Annotated in this window: 17 protein-coding genes, 1 tRNA gene and 2 rRNA genes (1 of these 20 only partly in view); 11 read left to right on the forward strand and 9 right to left on the reverse strand. The window is 58.2% G+C overall.

Annotated features, from left to right (window positions below):
- Positions 1-217: 217 nt before the first annotated feature.
- From HB780_RS22815 to HB780_RS22830, 4 genes are all read right to left on the reverse strand, one after another.
- Positions 218-586 (reverse strand): antibiotic biosynthesis monooxygenase family protein, encoded by a 369-nt coding sequence (locus tag HB780_RS22815; RefSeq protein WP_174075835.1) that lies wholly within the window; start codon positions 584-586, stop codon positions 218-220.
- A 145-nt stretch (positions 587-731) separates the two neighbouring features.
- A complete protein-coding gene (locus HB780_RS22820) occupies positions 732-1,637 on the reverse strand; it encodes an NADP-dependent oxidoreductase (protein ID WP_183696925.1) in 906 nt (301 codons plus the stop codon).
- Between the two features lie 267 nt (positions 1,638-1,904).
- Positions 1,905-2,645 carry an SDR family oxidoreductase gene (locus HB780_RS22825; protein WP_183696928.1) on the reverse strand — a complete coding sequence of 247 codons (741 nt, stop codon included), beginning with the start codon at positions 2,643-2,645 and terminating at the stop codon, positions 1,905-1,907.
- A 371-nt stretch (positions 2,646-3,016) separates the two neighbouring features.
- A complete protein-coding gene (locus tag HB780_RS22830; protein WP_183696930.1) occupies positions 3,017-3,940 on the reverse strand; it encodes a LysR family transcriptional regulator in 924 nt (307 codons plus the stop codon).
- A 163-nt stretch (positions 3,941-4,103) separates the two neighbouring features.
- Here HB780_RS22830 and HB780_RS22835 point away from each other — a divergent pair, with 163 nt between their 5' ends.
- The 6 genes from HB780_RS22835 (at position 4,104) to HB780_RS22860 (ending at position 9,122) form a co-directional block, all read left to right on the forward strand.
- A complete protein-coding gene (locus HB780_RS22835; RefSeq protein ID WP_183696933.1) occupies positions 4,104-4,682 on the forward strand; it encodes a flavodoxin family protein in 579 nt (192 codons plus the stop codon).
- 20 nt (positions 4,683-4,702) lie between these two features.
- Positions 4,703-4,999, forward strand: coding sequence for a YciI family protein (locus HB780_RS22840; RefSeq protein WP_183696936.1), 297 nt, complete (start codon positions 4,703-4,705; stop codon positions 4,997-4,999).
- 95 nt (positions 5,000-5,094) lie between these two features.
- Entirely contained in the window at positions 5,095-6,144 is a 1,050-nt protein-coding gene (locus HB780_RS22845; RefSeq protein WP_183696939.1) for an NAD(P)-dependent alcohol dehydrogenase, read from the forward strand.
- A gap of 12 nt (positions 6,145-6,156) precedes the next feature.
- Positions 6,157-6,846: a type 1 glutamine amidotransferase domain-containing protein gene (locus HB780_RS22850; RefSeq protein WP_183696942.1), complete on the forward strand. Its 690-nt coding sequence runs from the start codon at positions 6,157-6,159 to the stop codon at positions 6,844-6,846.
- 98 nt (positions 6,847-6,944) lie between these two features.
- Positions 6,945-7,946 (forward strand): amidohydrolase family protein, encoded by a 1,002-nt coding sequence (locus HB780_RS22855; RefSeq protein ID WP_183696945.1) that lies wholly within the window; start codon positions 6,945-6,947, stop codon positions 7,944-7,946.
- 84 nt (positions 7,947-8,030) lie between these two features.
- Positions 8,031-9,122 carry an alpha/beta hydrolase gene (locus tag HB780_RS22860; protein WP_286203171.1) on the forward strand — a complete coding sequence of 364 codons (1,092 nt, stop codon included), beginning with the start codon at positions 8,031-8,033 and terminating at the stop codon, positions 9,120-9,122.
- A gap of 53 nt (positions 9,123-9,175) precedes the next feature.
- On the opposite strand, the gene HB780_RS22865 is transcribed toward HB780_RS22860, so the two are convergent.
- Positions 9,176-10,075, reverse strand: a complete 900-nt coding sequence (locus HB780_RS22865) for a LysR substrate-binding domain-containing protein (RefSeq protein WP_183696948.1) — start codon at positions 10,073-10,075, stop codon at positions 9,176-9,178.
- Between the two features lie 148 nt (positions 10,076-10,223).
- On the opposite strand from HB780_RS22865, the gene HB780_RS22870 reads away from it, so the two are divergent.
- The 5 genes from HB780_RS22870 to HB780_RS22890 all read left to right on the forward strand — a co-directional run bounded on the left by HB780_RS22870 (position 10,224) and on the right by HB780_RS22890 (position 13,490).
- The gene (locus tag HB780_RS22870; RefSeq protein ID WP_183696950.1) at positions 10,224-10,598 is read left to right on the forward strand and encodes a DUF2255 family protein; all 375 of its coding nucleotides are present in this window, start codon (positions 10,224-10,226) and stop codon (positions 10,596-10,598) included.
- 18 nt (positions 10,599-10,616) lie between these two features.
- Entirely contained in the window at positions 10,617-11,333 is a 717-nt protein-coding gene (locus HB780_RS22875; protein ID WP_183696953.1) for a carboxymuconolactone decarboxylase family protein, read from the forward strand.
- A gap of 57 nt (positions 11,334-11,390) precedes the next feature.
- Complete coding sequence (locus HB780_RS22880) at positions 11,391-11,744, forward strand: putative quinol monooxygenase (protein ID WP_435693925.1); 354 nt, start codon at positions 11,391-11,393, stop codon at positions 11,742-11,744.
- 49 nt (positions 11,745-11,793) lie between these two features.
- Positions 11,794-12,189 (forward strand): DUF1330 domain-containing protein, encoded by a 396-nt coding sequence (locus tag HB780_RS22885; RefSeq protein ID WP_183696960.1) that lies wholly within the window; start codon positions 11,794-11,796, stop codon positions 12,187-12,189.
- A gap of 101 nt (positions 12,190-12,290) precedes the next feature.
- Positions 12,291-13,490: an MFS transporter gene (locus HB780_RS22890; RefSeq protein ID WP_183696963.1), complete on the forward strand. Its 1,200-nt coding sequence runs from the start codon at positions 12,291-12,293 to the stop codon at positions 13,488-13,490.
- Between the two features lie 33 nt (positions 13,491-13,523).
- On the opposite strand, the gene HB780_RS33170 is transcribed toward HB780_RS22890, so the two are convergent.
- The 4 genes from HB780_RS33170 to HB780_RS22905 all read right to left on the reverse strand — a co-directional run.
- A complete protein-coding gene (locus HB780_RS33170) occupies positions 13,524-13,658 on the reverse strand; it encodes a hypothetical protein (RefSeq protein ID WP_286203172.1) in 135 nt (44 codons plus the stop codon).
- Between the two features lie 288 nt (positions 13,659-13,946).
- Positions 13,947-14,023, reverse strand: a tRNA-Met gene (locus HB780_RS22895).
- 241 nt (positions 14,024-14,264) lie between these two features.
- A 5S ribosomal RNA gene (gene rrf, locus HB780_RS22900) occupies positions 14,265-14,379 on the reverse strand.
- Positions 14,380-14,503: 124 nt separating this feature from the next.
- Positions 14,504-17,291: ribosomal RNA gene (locus tag HB780_RS22905) — 23S ribosomal RNA — on the reverse strand; it runs 150 nt beyond the window's last position.

The following is a 17,291-nucleotide window of genomic DNA, read 5'->3' on the forward strand; positions in this document are numbered from 1 at the left end:
TAAGCGCCGAGTTCACCGACGCCTGTTCGACTTGGCCGCATGGTGGGCCAGCCGAGGTTGATGCGGCTGGCCCACTTGGGATGAAAGTTTGGGTTTGCCGCAATCGGCCGCCACTCATACTCGTCAAGGCGGCGGCGTTGCCTTGACGTGGGCAATGAGCGTGTTGTCGGCAGCGCTTGCGTATTGTCGACCAGGGAACTCGGGAATCGTGGCCCCGCTATGCGGTGCACAGGTTCGGCACAGCGACCTTCTGAAAGAGATGGGGACGAAAGACCGCCGACGCCGGATGCGCCTTGGTCGCCTCCCGAAAATCGGGATGCCTGAAGGCCGCGCGCCACGCCGCTGCCGATTCAAAGACCGCATAGTTGAGGTAGGTTGGGCTATCTCCTAGCGCGCGGTGGAGCTGCGTCGAGATAAAGCCGGGCTGGCTCTTCATGAAGGTGGCATCAGCGGCCCAGGCAGCCAAGAACGCTGCTTCGTCTTCGGGCGCCATGGTGCAAAGATTGACCAACACGATGGGGGCCGCGTCGACTTCCATCTGGCGGGTTAACGGGAATGACGGGTCGAGTGGCTCGACGCTAGACATGGTTCTAGATCCTTAGAAAATGAGATTTCTTCGTTGCAACTGTCGTTTTTTCCGCCGTATCGAGCGATCGGTAGCCAGTCAGCGGCCTGTAAAACTGAGCCTTCCGACCCGCGGGCGTACCCATCACGCGGGCCGGAAGGTCGGGTCAGCCCACTGTGATGACGAGCTTGCCGGTCACCCTCCCCGCAGCGCTAACCTCCTGCGCCAGGGCGATTTGCTCGATCGGGAAGGTCCGCTCGATGTGGAGATGAAATGCGCCTTCGCCATACAACCGCGCTGCCTCGGCAAAGGCGTGCTCGGGGTGATCGGCCGACCGCCCCGAGAAGGTCGCGCCATGTTGCGGGGCCGTGACGTCGGAAATGGAAACGACGCGCGCAGGATCGCCGACAATCTCGACCAGCTCCGGGATGACGCCGGCACCGGCAAGGTCGAGCGCCGCATCCACGCCCTGCGGCGCCAGTTCGCGTACCCTTGCGGCCAGCCCAGGTTCGTAGGTCGTCGGGATAGCACCTAGCTCGCGGATGTAATCATGCTTCGGCTCGCTCGCCGTACCGATCACAAGAGCGCCACGGTGGCGAGCCAACTGGATGGCGGCGGTTCCTACTCCACCGGCGGCACCTGTTATCAGCAGCGTCTCACCGGCCTTAAGGTTAACGTGGTCGAGGATGCGCGTGGCCGTCTCAACGATGACCGGTAGGCCACCGGCCACCTCGACCGGCATGTTGTCCGGTATGCGTGCCCAGGCCCTCAACACCGCCTGTTCGGCCACCGTATTCTGCCCGTAACCGAAAACGGCATCACCGATGGCGACGCCCGAGACGCCAACACCGACCTCGTCGACGATACCCGCCGCTTCGGAACCAACGCCGGCGGGAAAGGTAAGTGGCATGAAATCGCGAACATATCCTGCCCGCAGCTTCCAGTCGATCGGATTGACCCCTGCGGCCCGCACCGCGATGCGCACCTGACCGGGGCCTGCGTGCGGCGCCTCCACCTCAACGACCCGCAGGACATCGGTGCCACCATATTCGTTGAATTTAACGGCTTTCATATGTTTTCCTTTTTCGGAGTTAGGCAGGCGCTCCGATACTTGTGATGCCAAGGCCTGATCGAGCAACTAACGCGATCTCCTTGCCGCCGCGTGGCCTACCTGCGCGCCAGCATCCTTCGCGTCGAGATCGCGGCAAACCCGGCAAACTTGATGGAGAATCTCGCTCTGGTCGAAAACCACTATGCACATCTGCGTGACAGTTTCTGGCACCATACTCTTCCAGAGCCTAAGAGGATTGCCGCGAAAATCACGGCAATCCGCAATGCTTTAGGCGCGGCTGTTCATGCGCTCGAACATGGCTTCGCCCAGCTCGCGTGTCTTGGCGGAAACGCCGACCAGCACCTCGTCCTTGTCCGCTTCAAGCTGCGCGAGCGCCTCGATGGCAAACTCTTCCGGGGTCACCATCATTTGATTGGCTGTCCCTCCGCTGCGAGTATTGCCACCGAGCCCGGTATCGACAATCGGTGGGGCGACTTCCACCACCCGGATGCCTGTCGATTTCAACTGGTGGCGGAGGCTGAGCGTGAAGGAATGTAAGGCAGCCTTTGTCGCGCAGTAAACAGGGACATCTGCCATCGGCGAGAAAGCCAGACCGGAGCTGACGTTGATGATAAACCCCTGCCCCTGCTGTCTCAATGTCGGTAACAGCTCTGCGATCAGATGGATGGGGGCCGTGAGATTGATCGCAACTTCCTGGTCGAGCGTCGCGATCTCCGGATCGGCGGTGAAGTCACGCCGCGCCTGAATACCTGCATTGTTTATGACCACATTCAGGGTCGGGTATTCGGCTTTCAGCCATTCGACCATCGCGCGACGGCTATCTGTGTCGGCTACGTCGCAAACGCGCGTCACTATTGCCGGCACCTCGGCTTTCGCCTTCTCCAGCGCGGATTGGCTTCTGCCGCAGATAATGACCTGATTGCCGTTCTCGGAAAAGCGCCGCGCGAGCGCGAAGCCGATGCCCGTTGCGCCGCCAGTGATGAGTATTGTGTTTCCTGTAAGTTTCAAAGTCGTACATCCTTCTAACGAATTGAGAAGGTGCGCCCATTATGACTTGGGGTTATCGGCGGACACACCTTTGCAACCGGCAAGCCGGTCCAGGTGTCGCGGATACCCCAAAGGGAAGAGTTGCCGTCCGCTAAGACGGCGACCGGGCTACCATCCGGTCAGCACTCTTTCGACGAGAATTTTTTATCAGACGTTGCAGGAATGTACAATTGGGTCGTGTTTGCCGTTTCCCCAGGCATATCTCGCATTCTTGACACGCCGCTTGTGCCAACCGATCAACACAGGCCGGCCGTTGCGCCTCGGCGTCTTCTGCGCCGTCAGCTTCATGGCAATGTTGGCCTGCGCCTGGGACAATGGCCCGCAATTCAGTCCTAGCCTTCAAAGCTTTTGGGGAGTTCGGCGGCGAGCACATCGATTGCCAGCCTGGAGCGAAGCGGCAGATGCTGGGCTGCGGGCCAGACAGCGTAGAATTCCATTGAGGCGCTCGGGCGATCTGCCCAAAGCTCTACCAACTCACCCTGCCGTATCCGATCGCGAAGAAGCCAGTACGGCAGCCAGCAAAGGCCCATGCCTTCGACGGCGGCATCCGCTATCACCTCGAGATCGTCGAAACGCAGTCGCGCGGTTACCGCAACGTCTATGATTGTGCCCGTTTGGTCGGGTAGTTGCCAAGCCAACCCATGATCGCCTCTCCAGTAGACCAGCAGGTCGTGATTGGTAAGGTCCTTGATTGAACGAGGCTCGCCTCTTGTCGCGATATAGCTTGGCGACGCGCACAGGACTTTGCGCTGGCTGCCCAACCTGCGTCCTCGTAAGGCTGATGATTGACCCAGCGCACCGTTCCGTATCGCCAAATCAAAGCCATCGGCGATCAGGTCGATCTGGCGGTCACTGAAACTCAGTTCGAGTTCAAGTCGGGGATGTTGACGAGCATAGGACCGCAAGATGGGGGCGACGCAATAGCGCCCGAATAGGACCGAAGCCGACACCCTGAGCCGACCGGCGACCTCCTGACGGCCGGTCTCCAGCATCGCTTCTCCTGCACGCAGTTCTTCAATGGCGCGCAGACACCGCTCATAATATTGCTGACCGTCTTCGGTGAGGCACTGCATTTTGGTCGTCCGTTGAAAAAGGCGGACACCGAGCCGTTCCTCCAGTCGCGCGATTGACTTGCCGACCGCCGAGCGTGTCAGCGACAGCCGGTCTGCCGCCTTGGCGAAGCTGCCTGCCTCGGCCGCCTCGACGAATACTTCGATACCGTCAAATCTATCGCGAACCGACTTTGAACCAACCATTACAGCCTCTGATGTAGAATGCGGGGAAGCATATAACGGAAAAACTATCGCCACTGCTGACGTAAATTCTACGATAGAAACCTCTGTCGGTAAACAAGTTTGAACCGCCCAAGATCGGCGATCGCGTCAGAGCGCGGGCATTCATCATCAAAAGGACGGACAATTGCTGGTTTCGATCGTATTTGACAGTGGATATGGACACACGGCGCGTGTTGCCCAGGCGGTCGCCGAGGGTGCCAGAGACGTGGACAATGTTCAGGCAGAGCTGATCGCCGTCGCCGATGGGCCGATCGACTGGGAAGCTCTTGAGAAGAGCGATGCGATCGTCTTCGGCTCACCGACTTACAATGGGATGATCAGCGCCCGGCTCAAGCAGTTCTTCGAGGAGTCCACCAAGGCCGCCTGGACTGAGCTCAAATGGCGCAACAAGATCAGCGCCGGCTTCACCAATTCCGGCGCTCAGCATGGAGACAAGCTGAATTCGCTTGTCTCCATGGCGCTGTTCGCCGCCCAGCACGGCATGATCTGGGTCGGTCTCGACCTGATGCCAGGAAACAATAGCAGCACATCGAGCCCGGACGACCTCAATCGACTTGGGAGCTGGCTCGGGGTGATGACCCACGCCAACATTGACCAGGCACCGGATGTAGCGCCGCCAGAGTGCGACCTTCGGACCGCGCGCTATCTTGGCCGCCGCGTGGCCGAGATCACGCGGCGATTTACACCCACCCAGTCCGCATAACACACAAAAGGATCCTTGAGATGAAACTGCTTTGCCTTGATATTCCGCAGCCCGGCGCCAGCCTTGAGAAATACCAACCGCATATGCTGGATGAAGTCCGGCACTCCTGGAAGATGTACAAGGATGGCGTCATCCGCGACATCTACTTCCGCCAGGACCGTCCAGGCGTCGCGATCATCGCGGAAGCTGAGTCCGTAGAGGCAGCCAAGGCGGCGCTTGCGGACTTCCCACTCGCCAAGGCCGGCCTCATCGGCTGGGAGGTCATCCCGCTCGGCCCCTTCCACTGGGAAGCCCTTTTCGTACCCGGCAACGTCTGATTCCAGCTCGCACCTTTCGCCCAGGTCACGCTGCCTTGGCATGACCTGGGCAAGAGCGCCTGCAGAACAGGCATGACCAATACGGAGAAACCACCATGAATGCACTTGGCTTCGCCGCTCGATCGGCCACTGCCCCCTTAGAAAGCTTCGCCTTCGAACGGCGTGCTCCAAGGCTGGATGAGGTCGTCATCGACATCCTATATTGCGGCGTCTGCCACACTGACCTGCACTTGGCCAGGAACCACGGCGGTTTCACGACCTATCCGATCGTTCCCGGCCACGAGATTGTCGGCCGGGTGCGCGAGGTCGGAACGGACGTATCCCGTTTCAAGGCAGGGGATATGGTCGGCGTCGGCTGCATGGTCGATTCCTGCCAGCAGTGCAAACCATGTCTGAAGGGCTGGGAGCAGGACTGTGTCGAAGGCGCGACGTTCACCTACAACAGCATCGACCGGCGAGACGGCAGCGTCACCTTTGGCGGCTACTCGGATTCCATCACCGTGCGTGACAAGTTCGTATTACAGCTGCCGGATGGGCTGGATCCGGCGGGTGCGGCACCGCTTCTGTGTGCCGGCATTACGACCTGGTCTCCGCTTCATCGCTGGAAAGTGGGAGCGAGCAGCAAGGTCGCGGTGATCGGTCTGGGCGGTCTCGGCCACATGGCGTTGAAGCTTGCCAAGGCGCTCGGCGCGGACGTCACGCTGTTCACCCGCTCAGCCGGCAAGGAAGAAGACGCTTTCAGTCTCGGCGCCGATCATGTCGTGCTTTCGGGAGATCCCGAGCAAATGAAGTCGGTGGCAGGGCGGTTCGACGTCATCATTGATACCGTTCCCTACGATCACGACGTCAATCCTTACATGACCACTCTTGCGCTCGAGGGCGTGCTTGTCCTCGTGGGCTATATGGGGCCTTTGGCAACTCCGGTCAGGGCGGGTTCTGTTGTGCAAGGTCGTCGAGCGATCTCCGGGTCGTTCATCGGTGGCGTGCCGGAGACCCAGCAGATGCTGGATTTTTGTGGTCAGCACGGCATCGTTTCCGACGTCGAGATTATCCCCATCCAACAGATCAACGAAGCCTACGAGCGCATGTTGAAGAGCGACGTCAAATATCGCTTCGTCATCGACATGGCCTCGCTCAAATCATGAGGAGCCAAGACAATGGCAAATAACATCAAGCCCATCCTTTGTGTGGTCACCAGCCACCCGATCCGCGGCGACACCGGCGAGCCGACCGGTTTTGCAATGGTGGAGCTCACCCATCCGCTCGAAGTGTTCGAGGCTGCGGGCATCCCGGTGGAGATCGCCTCCATTCGCGGCGGACATCCGCCGATCGACTTCTTCGACCTTTCCGATCCAGTCAACGACCGCTTCTGGAAGGACAAGGCGTTTCGCGACGCGCTCGCCCACTCGCTGGTTCTCGCGGATCTCGATCCAGCGCGGTACTCGGCGGTGTTCTTTGCCGGGGGCCATGGCACAATGTGGGATTTCGCAGACGACCCGGCCGTACAGACGGTCATCCGCGAAATATGGGAAGCCGGCGGCATCGTTTCCGCGGTTTGCCACGGCCCGGCCGCGCTGGTGAACGCGAAGCTGTCCGACGGCAGCTATCTCGTGGCCAGCAAGAAGCTTGCTGCCTTCACCGATGCAGAGGAGGCGGAGGTTAAATACGACAAGGTTGTGCCATATCTGCTGGCATCAACCCTCAAGGACCGCGGCGCGCTACACCAGCCGGCGCCGAACTGGTCGGAGAATGTCGTAACCGATGGTCGCCTGATCACGGGCCAAAATCCAGCATCGGCGCATGGCGTCGGCAAGGCAATCGTCGATAAGCTCGCGGCCAAAAGCTGATCGGCCGAGTGTTCAAATAGTGGGGGCGGCACTGCTCGCTTGTCGCCGCCCCAACGTCGCGCCTGGCAAAATGGCGTCGAAAGCAATTGGAGCCGACTATGAAGATTATCGCCATAGAAGAGCATGTGCTGCCAAATGACGTGAAAAACGCCTGGAGCACGACCCCTGGCGCCGACGACGGAACCTTAGCGCTGAACCGTGGCGTCATCGAAGAACGCCTCGCCGATCTTGGCGAAAAGCGGCTGGCGCTCATGGATGAGACCGGGGTCGATGTGCAGGTGCTCTCCCTCACGACGCCCGGTCTCAACAATCTCGGTGATCACGGCATCGATCTCGCGCGTCGTACGAACGATATGCTCGCCGAGACCGTCGCGACCTATCCGTCCCGCTTCCAGGCGCTGTCTGTGCTGCCATCTGCGGACGCTGATGCCGCTGCGAGGGAATTGCAGCGAAGCGTCGAGCACCTCGGGTGTAAAGGAGCCATTCTGTATGGCCGGGTCGGAGAAAAAAGCATGGATCATCCGATCTTCGGGCCGACATTTGCCGTCGCCGCCGAACTCGGTGTCCCGCTGCTCATTCACCCCCAAATCCCTCAATCGAGTGTTCGCGAAGCCTATTACTCAGGCTTCGGCGCGCCGGTCGACCTCGCGCTTTCGACGTTCGGACTTGGTTGGCATTATGAAGCCGGCATGCAGTTCGTTCGCATCGTTCTGGCCGGCGTCTTCGACCGGCATCCCAACCTACAGGTGATCCTTGGCCACTGGGGCGAGCTTGTCATCTTTTATCTCGAGCGCCTTGTGATGCTCGATCGCGTGTCGGGATTGAAGCATCCCTTCATTCATTACGTACGCAACAACCTCTATCTGACCCCAAGCGGCATGTATAATGAGGCCTATCTGCGCCAGGCCGTTGATGCGGTCGGCGTCGATCGGATCTTGTTCTCCACTGACTATCCCTACCAATATCGTCCAGGAAACGACGCCCGGCTGTTCGTCGAAGGGCTCTCTCTCGACAACGGCGAAAAACTGAAGTTTGCGCACCAGAATTGGGAGGCTCTGACTGTAGGCAGCGCTTCGAACTCGGTCCCCTCTTCCCCTTGAGGCCCCTTATGATAGCCGCGTCTCATCTGGCCCGTGCTCAACATTCGAGGCACAGCGCCAACATCTCGTCCACTGATGTTCGCCGTGAACCACGAACCCGCCAATGACCCATCGTCCCTGCAGTTGGAGTTCAAGATGCACGCCATGAGGCCAATTCTATATATTATCGCCAGCTTGATGCTCGCGCCGCCTGTTTTGGCGCAGGAGATACGCGACGTGCCGGTGCGTCAGCTCCCTCTCCCACAGGCTGCAAGTCCCGAGCTTCGCGCGCTCATCCAGACCGGTTCGATGGCCACATGGAACGACCATCCGGCGACGGCTGACGACTGGAAATCATGGATTGCGCAAGGTGCAGAGAAGGCAAGCGCAGTGCTGCCTGCTTTGCGCGAGAAGATGGGCGTGACCGTCGAGGCGAGTAAGATTGCCGGCGTCAATGTCTTTACGATCGTTCCCAAGGACGTCTCACCGGAAAACCGCGATCGCGTCCTCATTCATTTTCACGGCGGCGGATACGTCCTTAATCCCGGCGAGGCCGGAACGGGCGAAGCGATCATGATGGCCGGTCTGGGTCATGTGCGGGTGATTTCCGTCGACTACCGGATGCCGCCCGACTTTCCTTATCCCGCGGCGATGGATGATGCCTTTGCAGTTTATAAAGGTGTCTTGGCGACGAACGATGCATCCAGGATTGGCGTGTTTGGAACCTCGACGGGCGGGGCCATGACCCTGGCGCTGGTGCTTCGCGCCAAAGCGGAGGGTCTGCCGCTTCCTGGAGCGATCGCCGCTGGCACGCCTTGGGCTGACCTCGAAAAAATCGGCGACAGTTATTTTAGCAATGACAGTGTCGATAATGTGCTCGTTCGCTACGAAGGGTGGCTGGGCGACGCGGCGAAGCTGTATGCGGGCGGCCACTACATGAAGGACCCATACCTATCGCCGATCTACGGCGACTATCGGGGTTTCCCACCGACAATCCTGGTCACAGGCACACGCGACCTGTTTTTGAGCAATACAGTCCGTGTTCATCGCAAGCTTCGGGAATCCGGCGCGGTCGCTGATCTGGTTGTTTTCGAGGGCCTTTCTCACGCACAATATCTGTTCTCGCCGGACATGCATGAGGCAAAGGAGTATTTCCGGGAGCTTGAAGGCTTCTTTAATGCACATCTCAAACGCTGATCGGCACATCTGAGCTAGGCGCCATCCCTCGCCACTTCATAAGCCCGAAGCAGTCATGCTACCGGATGGTGCCTGAGAGCATCGACCAGCATGGAAAATGCCGGGGATGGATGGCGTCGCGACGGATAGTACAGATGGTACCCCGCAAACGGTGGAGTCCAGTCTGCCAGTATCTGCACGAGCCGGCCGCTGTCCAAATGCTCACGAACCGCGTCCTCGTGAAGATACGCGATACCATAGCCGTCCAAGGCTCCGATCACGGTCTGGGGAACGGCGTTGAACGCGACCTGTCCGTCCACACGAACCCGCAGCTCTTGACCATCCTTTTCAAATTCCCACGCGTAAAAGCCGCCATAGCTCGGCAGACGAAGATTGATGCAACGATGGGCCGTTAGCTCTTGCGGAGTCGAGGGGGGAGCGAGCTGGTCGAAACAGGCGGGCGCCGCTACGGCAATCATCCGAGCCATCGGTCCTACGGCTACTGCAATCATGTCTTTTTCAACCTGATCGCCGAGCCTAACGCCGGCGTCGAAGCGTTCCGCGACGATATCCGTCAGGGCGGATTCTGCCACGAGCTCGACCTTTATATCGGGATAGTCCCAAAGGAATTTCGATAGCTTCGGCCAGATCAGGGTATCGATGGCATGTTGCCCGGCGGTGATGCGGAAGTTGCCCGCAGGTTTGTCGCGAAACTCGGTCAGCGCCGAGAGTTGCGCATCGATATTCCCCAAGGCGGGTCCCAGGGTCGAAAGAAGTTGCTCCCCTGCCGGCGTCGGGGCGAGGCTACGGGTGGTTCGGGTCAGGAGACGAAGACCGAGCCGTTCCTCCAGCCGTCGTATGATCAGGCTGAGGGAGGATTGCGATGTTCCGAGACGAGCCGCTGCTTTCGTGAAACTCTGTTCTTCGGCCACGGTGAGGAAGGCCATCAGGTCACCAAGATCTTCCCGCCGCATTCATTGCTCTCCGATATAAGTTCAATGAGATATTAGCGCCTAATCGAAATAAAACTAGATACTATATTCCATGCATCGATCACGCTCGTGGCGATCCCTGGAGTATTTTCTGACGGGATACCCCGAAATCATTGGAAGGCATTTTCTCATGGCTTGGTCAGAGCAAGAACTTGGCAAGGTCTCCTTATCGGACGATCTGCATATCTCCCCGTTTCGCGAAGACGGCGTCACCTACGGCACGCCGACATGGATTTGGTCGGTGGTTGTCGATGGCGCGCTCTACGTAAGAGGATATAACGGGCAGGCATCTCGCTGGTACCAGGCTGCGGTCACGCAAAAGGCCGGCCGCGTGTCGGTCGCTGGCATGACCAAGGACGTCGAATTCGAGCCTGCCGAAGGGCCAATCAACGACCGTATCGACGATGCTTACCGCGCGAAATACGCCAAGAGCCGCTACCTCAGCCCGATGATCGGTGCACCCGCCCGCGCAGCGACGATCAAAGTGACACCCATAAACTCGTGAACCGACTGGATCAACATCATGGCAAAACCAACCGACAGTCATCCCGCACTGACCCTTGACGATCTTCGCAGCGTTTCGCCGGCCTTGGCTGCCTATACCCAGAACACGGTCATCGGCGACCTCTGGAGCCGCGCCGGACTGTCTGCGAGAGATCGCAGCATCGTGACCGTTGCAGCACTTATCGCGCGCAACCAGACGATCGGCTTGCCGCATTACGTCAACAAGGCACTAGACAGTGGCGTCTCGGCTGCGGAGGTCTCCGAGATCGTGACGCATCTCGCCTTCTACGCCGGATGGTCCAATGCCTTCTTCGCTGTCGAGATCGTCAAGGATATCTTTGTTGAACGTGGTATCGGCGCCGATCAGTTGCCCGAGGCGTCACCGCAGCTCCTCCCTTTGAACGAGGAGGCGGAAGCAAAGCGTGCGACTGGCGTCCAGGCCAATTTCGGCGATGTATCCCCCGGCGTCGTGCACTACACCGCAGAGATCCTGTTCAAAAACCTCTGGCTTCGTCCCGGTCTAGCGCCGCGAGATCGCAGCCTCGTCACTGTCGCGGCCCTTGTCGCGAATGGTCAGGTCGCCCAGATCACCTACCACCTCGGCCGCGCGATGGATAACGGCCTGACGCAGGAAGAGGCGTCCGAAGCCCTGACGCAGCTCGCCTTTTATAGCGGCTGGCCATGTGTGTTCTCAGCCATGCCGGTCGTCAAGGATGTCTTTGCAAACCGGTCGTGATCAACTGAGGAACCTTCCATGGATATCAAGCAGATTTTCGTTGTCTTTGCCGTGGTTATGCTGACGCTGGCTGGCCATTCGGCAAAGGCTCAAGATACGAGCACTCCCGTGGTCCGCATCGCCGAACTGGAAATCGATCCGGCCCAGATGGAAGCCTATTCGGCCGCCGTCAAAGTCGAGATGGAGACGTCGATCCGGGTGGAGCCGGGAGTGCTGGCGCTCTATGCCGTTTCGATCAAGGGCAAGCCAAACCATCTTCGCTTCTTCGAAATGTATGCCGACAATGCTGCCTACGAGGCCCACCGCAACTCTGCGCACTTTAAGACCTATGTCGCCACCACCAAGGACATGATCCTCGATCGGAAGCTGTTCGAAACGGACAATTTCCAGCTCAGCGCGAAGCAGCCATGATAGCCAAGGTAACGCCGATCCACCTCCCTTTAAGCGCAAGGAACCCAAGATGAAGAAAGTTCGCATTGCAACGCTCTTGATTGCGCTTGGCGCAGCCGTCTTTTCCACGATGTCCGCGCCCCGGGCTCAGGAGCCGGCTTCCGACGTGAAGCCCGCCTATTACATCTCGGAGTTCCAAGTGACTGATCCGGAGGGGATCAAGCCATACAGCGCCCAGGTGGAATCCACATTCAAGCCATTCGGGGGGCGTTTCATTGTCCGGGGCGGCGGAAACATCGCTTCCCTCGAAGGCGCGGGTTTCGACGGGCGGATGGTCGTGATCGCTTTTGACAGCATGGAAAAGGCAAAGGCTTGGTACAGCTCGCCCGAATATGAGAAACTCAAACCGATCCGGCACAAGTCGGCGACGTCGCGCGTCTATATTGTCGAAGGTCCCGCCAGCTGAGACCCGGTCCTGATTGCAGCTCGATAACGAAAATTGCTGAGAAAAACACGAGGTGAGCCAGCAAGGTCGGCGCGCCTCGATTTCTGTTCAAGGAACGAACCATGTCGCGCGCGCACTCTGAAACTCCAGCGTCCACCGCAATGTCGCCCGCGCTTACACTGTTGTTTGCGATTTCCGGTGGCGCGGCGGTCGGCAATCTCTATTGGGCTCAGCCCTTGCTGTCTGATATCGCCGGTTCGCTCGGTGTCTCGATCGCCGCCGCCGGCACACTGATTACAGTGACGCAGATGGGTTATGCGCTTGGTATTCTGCTCGTCGTCCCGCTTGGCGATACGATGAACAGGCGGCGCTTGATCCCGGCCATCATGATCTGTTCTGCGGTCGCGCTTATCGCGTGCGCGCTCGCACCGAGTTTCGCGGCTCTGCTCGCCGCGCTTGCAGCCGTTGGATTGACGACGGTCGCTGGACAACTTCTCACGCCTCTCGCCGGTGATCTCGCCGAGCCCGACCAGCGCGGCCGCGTGGTCGGAACGATCGTCTCAGGGCTGATCACCGGTATCCTGCTGTCACGCACGATCAGCGGCTTTCTCGCGCATGCCTTCGGTTGGCGGGCGATCTACGTTGCGGCGGCCCTGTTCATCATTATGCTTGCGGTCCTTCTCTCCTGGGCTCTGCCGGCAGAGAGGCCGAGGCCTGCCGTTTCCTATGGCAAATTATTAGCATCAGTCTTCACAGTCGTGCGTCAACATCGTCCCGTACAAATTACGCTGGTCATCGGTGCCTGCGCATTTGCCGTCTTCACACTATTCTGGACCGGGCTAACCTTCCTTCTCAGTTCACCGCCTTTCGGCTACTCCGTCAGTCAGATCGGTCTAGTCGGCCTTGTCGGTCTTGCGGGCGCGCTTGCAGCCCGCCGTGCCGGCTGGCTCCATGATCGGGGCTGGTCTGTCGAAGGTACGGGCGCCGCGCTTGCTCTGGCGCTGATCTCTCTCGTGATCGCGGGCTTTGGTTCAACGCACATCGTTCCTGTCCTGGCCGCTGTCCTGCTGCTGGACGTCGCGATTCAGGCTACCAACGTTCTCAACCAGTCAAGACTTTTCGCGGTCGATCCTGGCGCGCGCAGCCGCCTGAACACGGCCTTCGTCGCCTGTAACTTTATCGGCGGCGCGGTTGGGTCGATGATGGCAGGCGTCTTGTGGGAACGCGGCGGCTGGATCGCTGTCGTCGCGGGCGGCGGGGTCCTTATTGCGTTGGCGATGATCGTCTGGGTGACTCAACGCAGGTCGCTCGTCAAAGGTTGAGCAGCCACGACCGGTCAGCCTCCCCGCCCTCCCTTACACACGGTCTCCACTGCCGCTGAGAATGTTCATGACGAGATCGCTATTGAGCGCCTGGCCATCGAACAACGCTCGGATCAGAGCGTTAAACACATCCTTGCGGTCTTGCAGGATCGATACACGCTTGAGCACAAGAGCCTCGGCTGCCCCGCCCGGCCATCAGCATCGTCAGCATGCCTTCGAACCAGGCGCGGGATCGGTTCCGAGCTGCAGCCCCCAGTCCACTCGACCCGTTACCCACATAGCTTTGCCTTTAGGTGACCGCCCACGGGCGGCATGCAGATCACGCCCGAACGGCTTTTGGTCTAGCTGGCCTTGGGGTATCTAGGGGCTTAAAAACGCAAGCATCCCGCGGGAGGCGGGCTTTTTATTGGGCTTCAGTTTTCGCGCGAGCGATAGTGGTCTTGGAGGGGAAAGATTTGGTTGCGGGGGCAGGATTTGAACCTGCGGCCTTCAGGTTATGAGCCTGACGAGCTACCGGGCTGCTCCACCCCGCGTCACCAAAGCGAACCCGAAGGGTTCGTCGAAGCTTGAGCAAGTTGGTTTACCAACTTGCGTCATCCGAGCAAATCCAAAGGATTTGTCTCGTGTTAGGCGGGCACCTTTTCAGGGTCAACCCACCTGATATTTCAGAACCGTGACGGTCCTTTGGAAAGCACAAAGGCCGCTTTGTAGCGGCCTATTGTAACACGGCTTTTGCCGCTTGGTGATGAGAAGATTTGAAGTTGCGTTTTGCAGACCTGGCAGCGACCTACTCTCCCGCGTCTTAAGACGAAGTACCATGGGCGCAGGGGCGTTTCACGGCCGTGTTCGGAAAGGGAACGGGTGCGGCCACCCCGCCATAACCACCAGGTCGGCAAAGCGCAACTTTAATTGAGAAGCTGGCAGGCTTTCGCCTGTATTTTTAAACACGTCTTTGGCGTTCATTGCGGACGAATGCGTTGCATTCGTCCGTGAGATGAACAGCGGCAATGAGAACAATCAAGCCAATCGAGCTATTAGTACCGGTAAGCTTCATGCGTTGCCGCACTTCCACACCCGGCCTATCAACGTGGTAGTCTACCACGGCTCTGATAGGGAACACTCGTTTTCAGGTTGGTTTCCCGCTTAGATGCCTTCAGCGGTTATCCATTCCATATGTAGCTACCCTGCTATGCCCTTGGCAGGACAACAGGTCCACCAGAGATATGTCCATCCCGGTCCTCTCGTACTAGGGACAGATCCTGTCAATATTCCTACACCCACGGCAGATAGGGACCGAACTGTCTCACGACGTTCTGAACCCAGCTCACGTACCGCTTTAATTGGCGAACAGCCAAACCCTTGGGACCTGCTCCAGCCCCAGGATGCGATGAGCCGACATCGAGGTGCCAAACAACCCCGTCGATATGGACTCTTGGGGGTCATCAGCCTGTTATCCCCGGCGTACCTTTTATCCGTTGAGCGATGGCCCTTCCACGCGGGACCACCGGATCACTATGACCGACTTTCGTCTCTGCTCGACTTGTCAGTCTCGCAGTCAGGCGGGCTTATGCCATTGCACTCGACGACCGATTTCCGACCGGTCTGAGCCCACCATCGCGCGCCTCCGTTACTCTTTCGGAGGCGACCGCCCCAGTCAAACTACCCACCATACACTGTCCCGGATCCGGATAACGGACCGCGGTTAGACATCCATGACGATAAGGGTGGTATTTCAAGGATGGCTCCACAAGAACTGGCGTCCCTGCTTCAAAGCCTACCACCTATCCTACACATGCCGACACGAATGCCAGTGTAAAGCTATAGTAAAGGTGCACGGGGTCTTTCCGTCTGACCGCAGGAACCCCGCATCTTCACGGGGAATTCAATTTCACTGAGTCTATGTTGGAGACAGCGGGGAAGTCGTTACGCCATTCGTGCAGGTCGGAACTTACCCGACAAGGAATTTCGCTACCTTAGGACCGTTATAGTTACGGCCGCCGTTTACTGGGGCTTCAATTCAGAGCTTGCACCCCTCCTTTTAACCTTCCAGCACCGGGCAGGCGTCAGACCCTATACGTCGTCTTGCGACTTCGCAGAGCCCTGTGTTTTTGGTAAACAGTCGCTACCCCCTGGTCTGTGCCACCCTCACATACTTGCGTATATAAGGGTCACGCTTCTTCCGAAGTTACGCGTGCAATTTGCCGAGTTCCTTCAACATAGTTCTCTCAAGCGCCTTGGTATACTCTACCTGACCACCTGTGTCGGTTTCGGGTACGGTCTATACGGTGGAGCTATTTCCTGGAACCGCGTCCCCGCACACACAATCCAATAAGTGTGTACAAGTTAAGCAATCCGTCACTACCACCAGGCCCACGAATATTAACGTGGTTCCCATCGACTACGCGTGTCCGCCTCGTCTTAGGGGCCGGCTAACCCTGCTCAGATTAACTTTAAGCAGGAACCCTTGGTCTTTCGGCGAGAGGGTCTCTCACCCTCTTTATCGTTACTCATGTCAACATTCGCACTTCCGATACCTCCAGGGCCCCTCACAGGTACCCCTTCACAGGCTTACGGAACGCTCCGCTACCACTTGCGATTGCTCGCAAATCCTCAGCTTCGGTGCATGGCTTTAGCCCCGTTACATTTTCGGCGCAAAGACCCTTGACTAGACCAGTGAGCTGTTACGCTTTCTTTAAATGATGGCTGCTTCTAAGCCAACATCCTGGTTGTTTTGGGATCCTCACATCCTTTCCCACTTAGCCATGACTTGGGGACCTTAGCTGGAGGTTAGGGTTGTTGCCCTTTTCACGACGGACGTTAGCACCCGCCGTGTGTCTGCCTGATAGTACTCCCCGGTATTCGGAGTTTGGTTAGGATCAGTAAGACGGTGAGTCCCCATAGCCCATCCAGTGCTCTACCCCCGGGGGTATTCGTCAGACGCTCTACCTAAATAGATTTCGCGGAGAACCAGCTATTTCCGAGTTTGATTGGCCTTTCACCCCTAGCCACAAGTCATCCCAATCTATTGCAACAGATGCGGGTTCGGTCCTCCAGTTGGTGTTACCCAACCTTCAACCTGCTCATGGCTAGATCACTCGGTTTCGGGTCTAATGCAACAAACTAAATCGCCCTATTCAGACTCGCTTTCGCTTCGCCTACACCTACCGGCTTAAGCTTGCTTGTTACACTAAGTCGTTGACCCATTATACAAAAGGTACGCCGTCACCCTTGCGGGCTCCGACTGTTTGTAGGCATCCAGTTTCAGGTTCTATTTCACTCCCCTTGTCGGGGTGCTTTTCACCTTTCCCTCACGGTACTGGTTCGCTATCGGTCATGCACGAGTACTTAGGCTTGGAGCGTGGTCGCCCCATGTTCAGACAGGATTTCACGTGTCCCGCCCTACTCTAGGACAATAAGTGTATTTACGCGTACGGGGCTATCACCCTCTACGGCAAACCTTTCCAGGTTCTTCCACTTTAACACTTATTGCCACTGGCCTGGTCCGCGTTCGCTCGCCACTACTTGCGGAGTCTCGGTTGATGTCCTTTCCTGCAGGTACTTAGATGTTTCAGTTCCCTGCGTTCGCTTCTTACACCCTATTTTATTCAGGTGTAGATACCTTATGATAATACCTAGAAACCTGAAGTGTTTCACCAGCCACCAAAGCGTTGAACCTACACCGCATAAGCGGTGACGGCCCTTGGCCTTGCGAAGCCCAACGGGCTTCGATCCTTTTCCCTCGCCAACCCAGAAGAGTTAAGCAGGAGACTAGGATGGTTGACTGGTCAGTCAACAATTCAG

This window comes from Rhizobium lusitanum (assembly GCF_014189535.1).
In the GTDB taxonomy this organism is placed as follows: domain Bacteria; phylum Pseudomonadota; class Alphaproteobacteria; order Rhizobiales; family Rhizobiaceae; genus Rhizobium; species Rhizobium lusitanum_C.

Bases quoted from the DNA above. Each gene is read 5' to 3' on its own strand.
- HB780_RS22815 (WP_174075835.1), bottom strand. From the start codon at position 586: ATGTCTAGCGTCGAGCCACTCGACCCGTCATTCCCGTTAACCCGCCAG.
- HB780_RS22820 (WP_183696925.1), bottom strand. From the start codon at position 1,637: ATGAAAGCCGTTAAATTCAACGAATATGGTGGCACCGATGTCCTGCGG.
- HB780_RS22830 (WP_183696930.1), bottom strand. From the start codon at position 3,940: ATGGTTGGTTCAAAGTCGGTTCGCGATAGATTTGACGGTATCGAAGTA.
- HB780_RS22840 (WP_183696936.1), top strand. From the start codon at position 4,703: ATGAAACTGCTTTGCCTTGATATTCCGCAGCCCGGCGCCAGCCTTGAG.
- HB780_RS22845 (WP_183696939.1), top strand. From the start codon at position 5,095: ATGAATGCACTTGGCTTCGCCGCTCGATCGGCCACTGCCCCCTTAGAA.
- HB780_RS22850 (WP_183696942.1), top strand. From the start codon at position 6,157: ATGGCAAATAACATCAAGCCCATCCTTTGTGTGGTCACCAGCCACCCG.
- HB780_RS22855 (WP_183696945.1), top strand. From the start codon at position 6,945: ATGAAGATTATCGCCATAGAAGAGCATGTGCTGCCAAATGACGTGAAA.
- HB780_RS22865 (WP_183696948.1), bottom strand. From the start codon at position 10,075: ATGCGGCGGGAAGATCTTGGTGACCTGATGGCCTTCCTCACCGTGGCC.
- HB780_RS22870 (WP_183696950.1), top strand. From the start codon at position 10,224: ATGGCTTGGTCAGAGCAAGAACTTGGCAAGGTCTCCTTATCGGACGAT.
- HB780_RS22875 (WP_183696953.1), top strand. From the start codon at position 10,617: ATGGCAAAACCAACCGACAGTCATCCCGCACTGACCCTTGACGATCTT.
- HB780_RS22880 (WP_435693925.1), top strand. From the start codon at position 11,391: ATGCTGACGCTGGCTGGCCATTCGGCAAAGGCTCAAGATACGAGCACT.
- HB780_RS22885 (WP_183696960.1), top strand. From the start codon at position 11,794: ATGAAGAAAGTTCGCATTGCAACGCTCTTGATTGCGCTTGGCGCAGCC.
- HB780_RS22890 (WP_183696963.1), top strand. From the start codon at position 12,291: ATGTCGCGCGCGCACTCTGAAACTCCAGCGTCCACCGCAATGTCGCCC.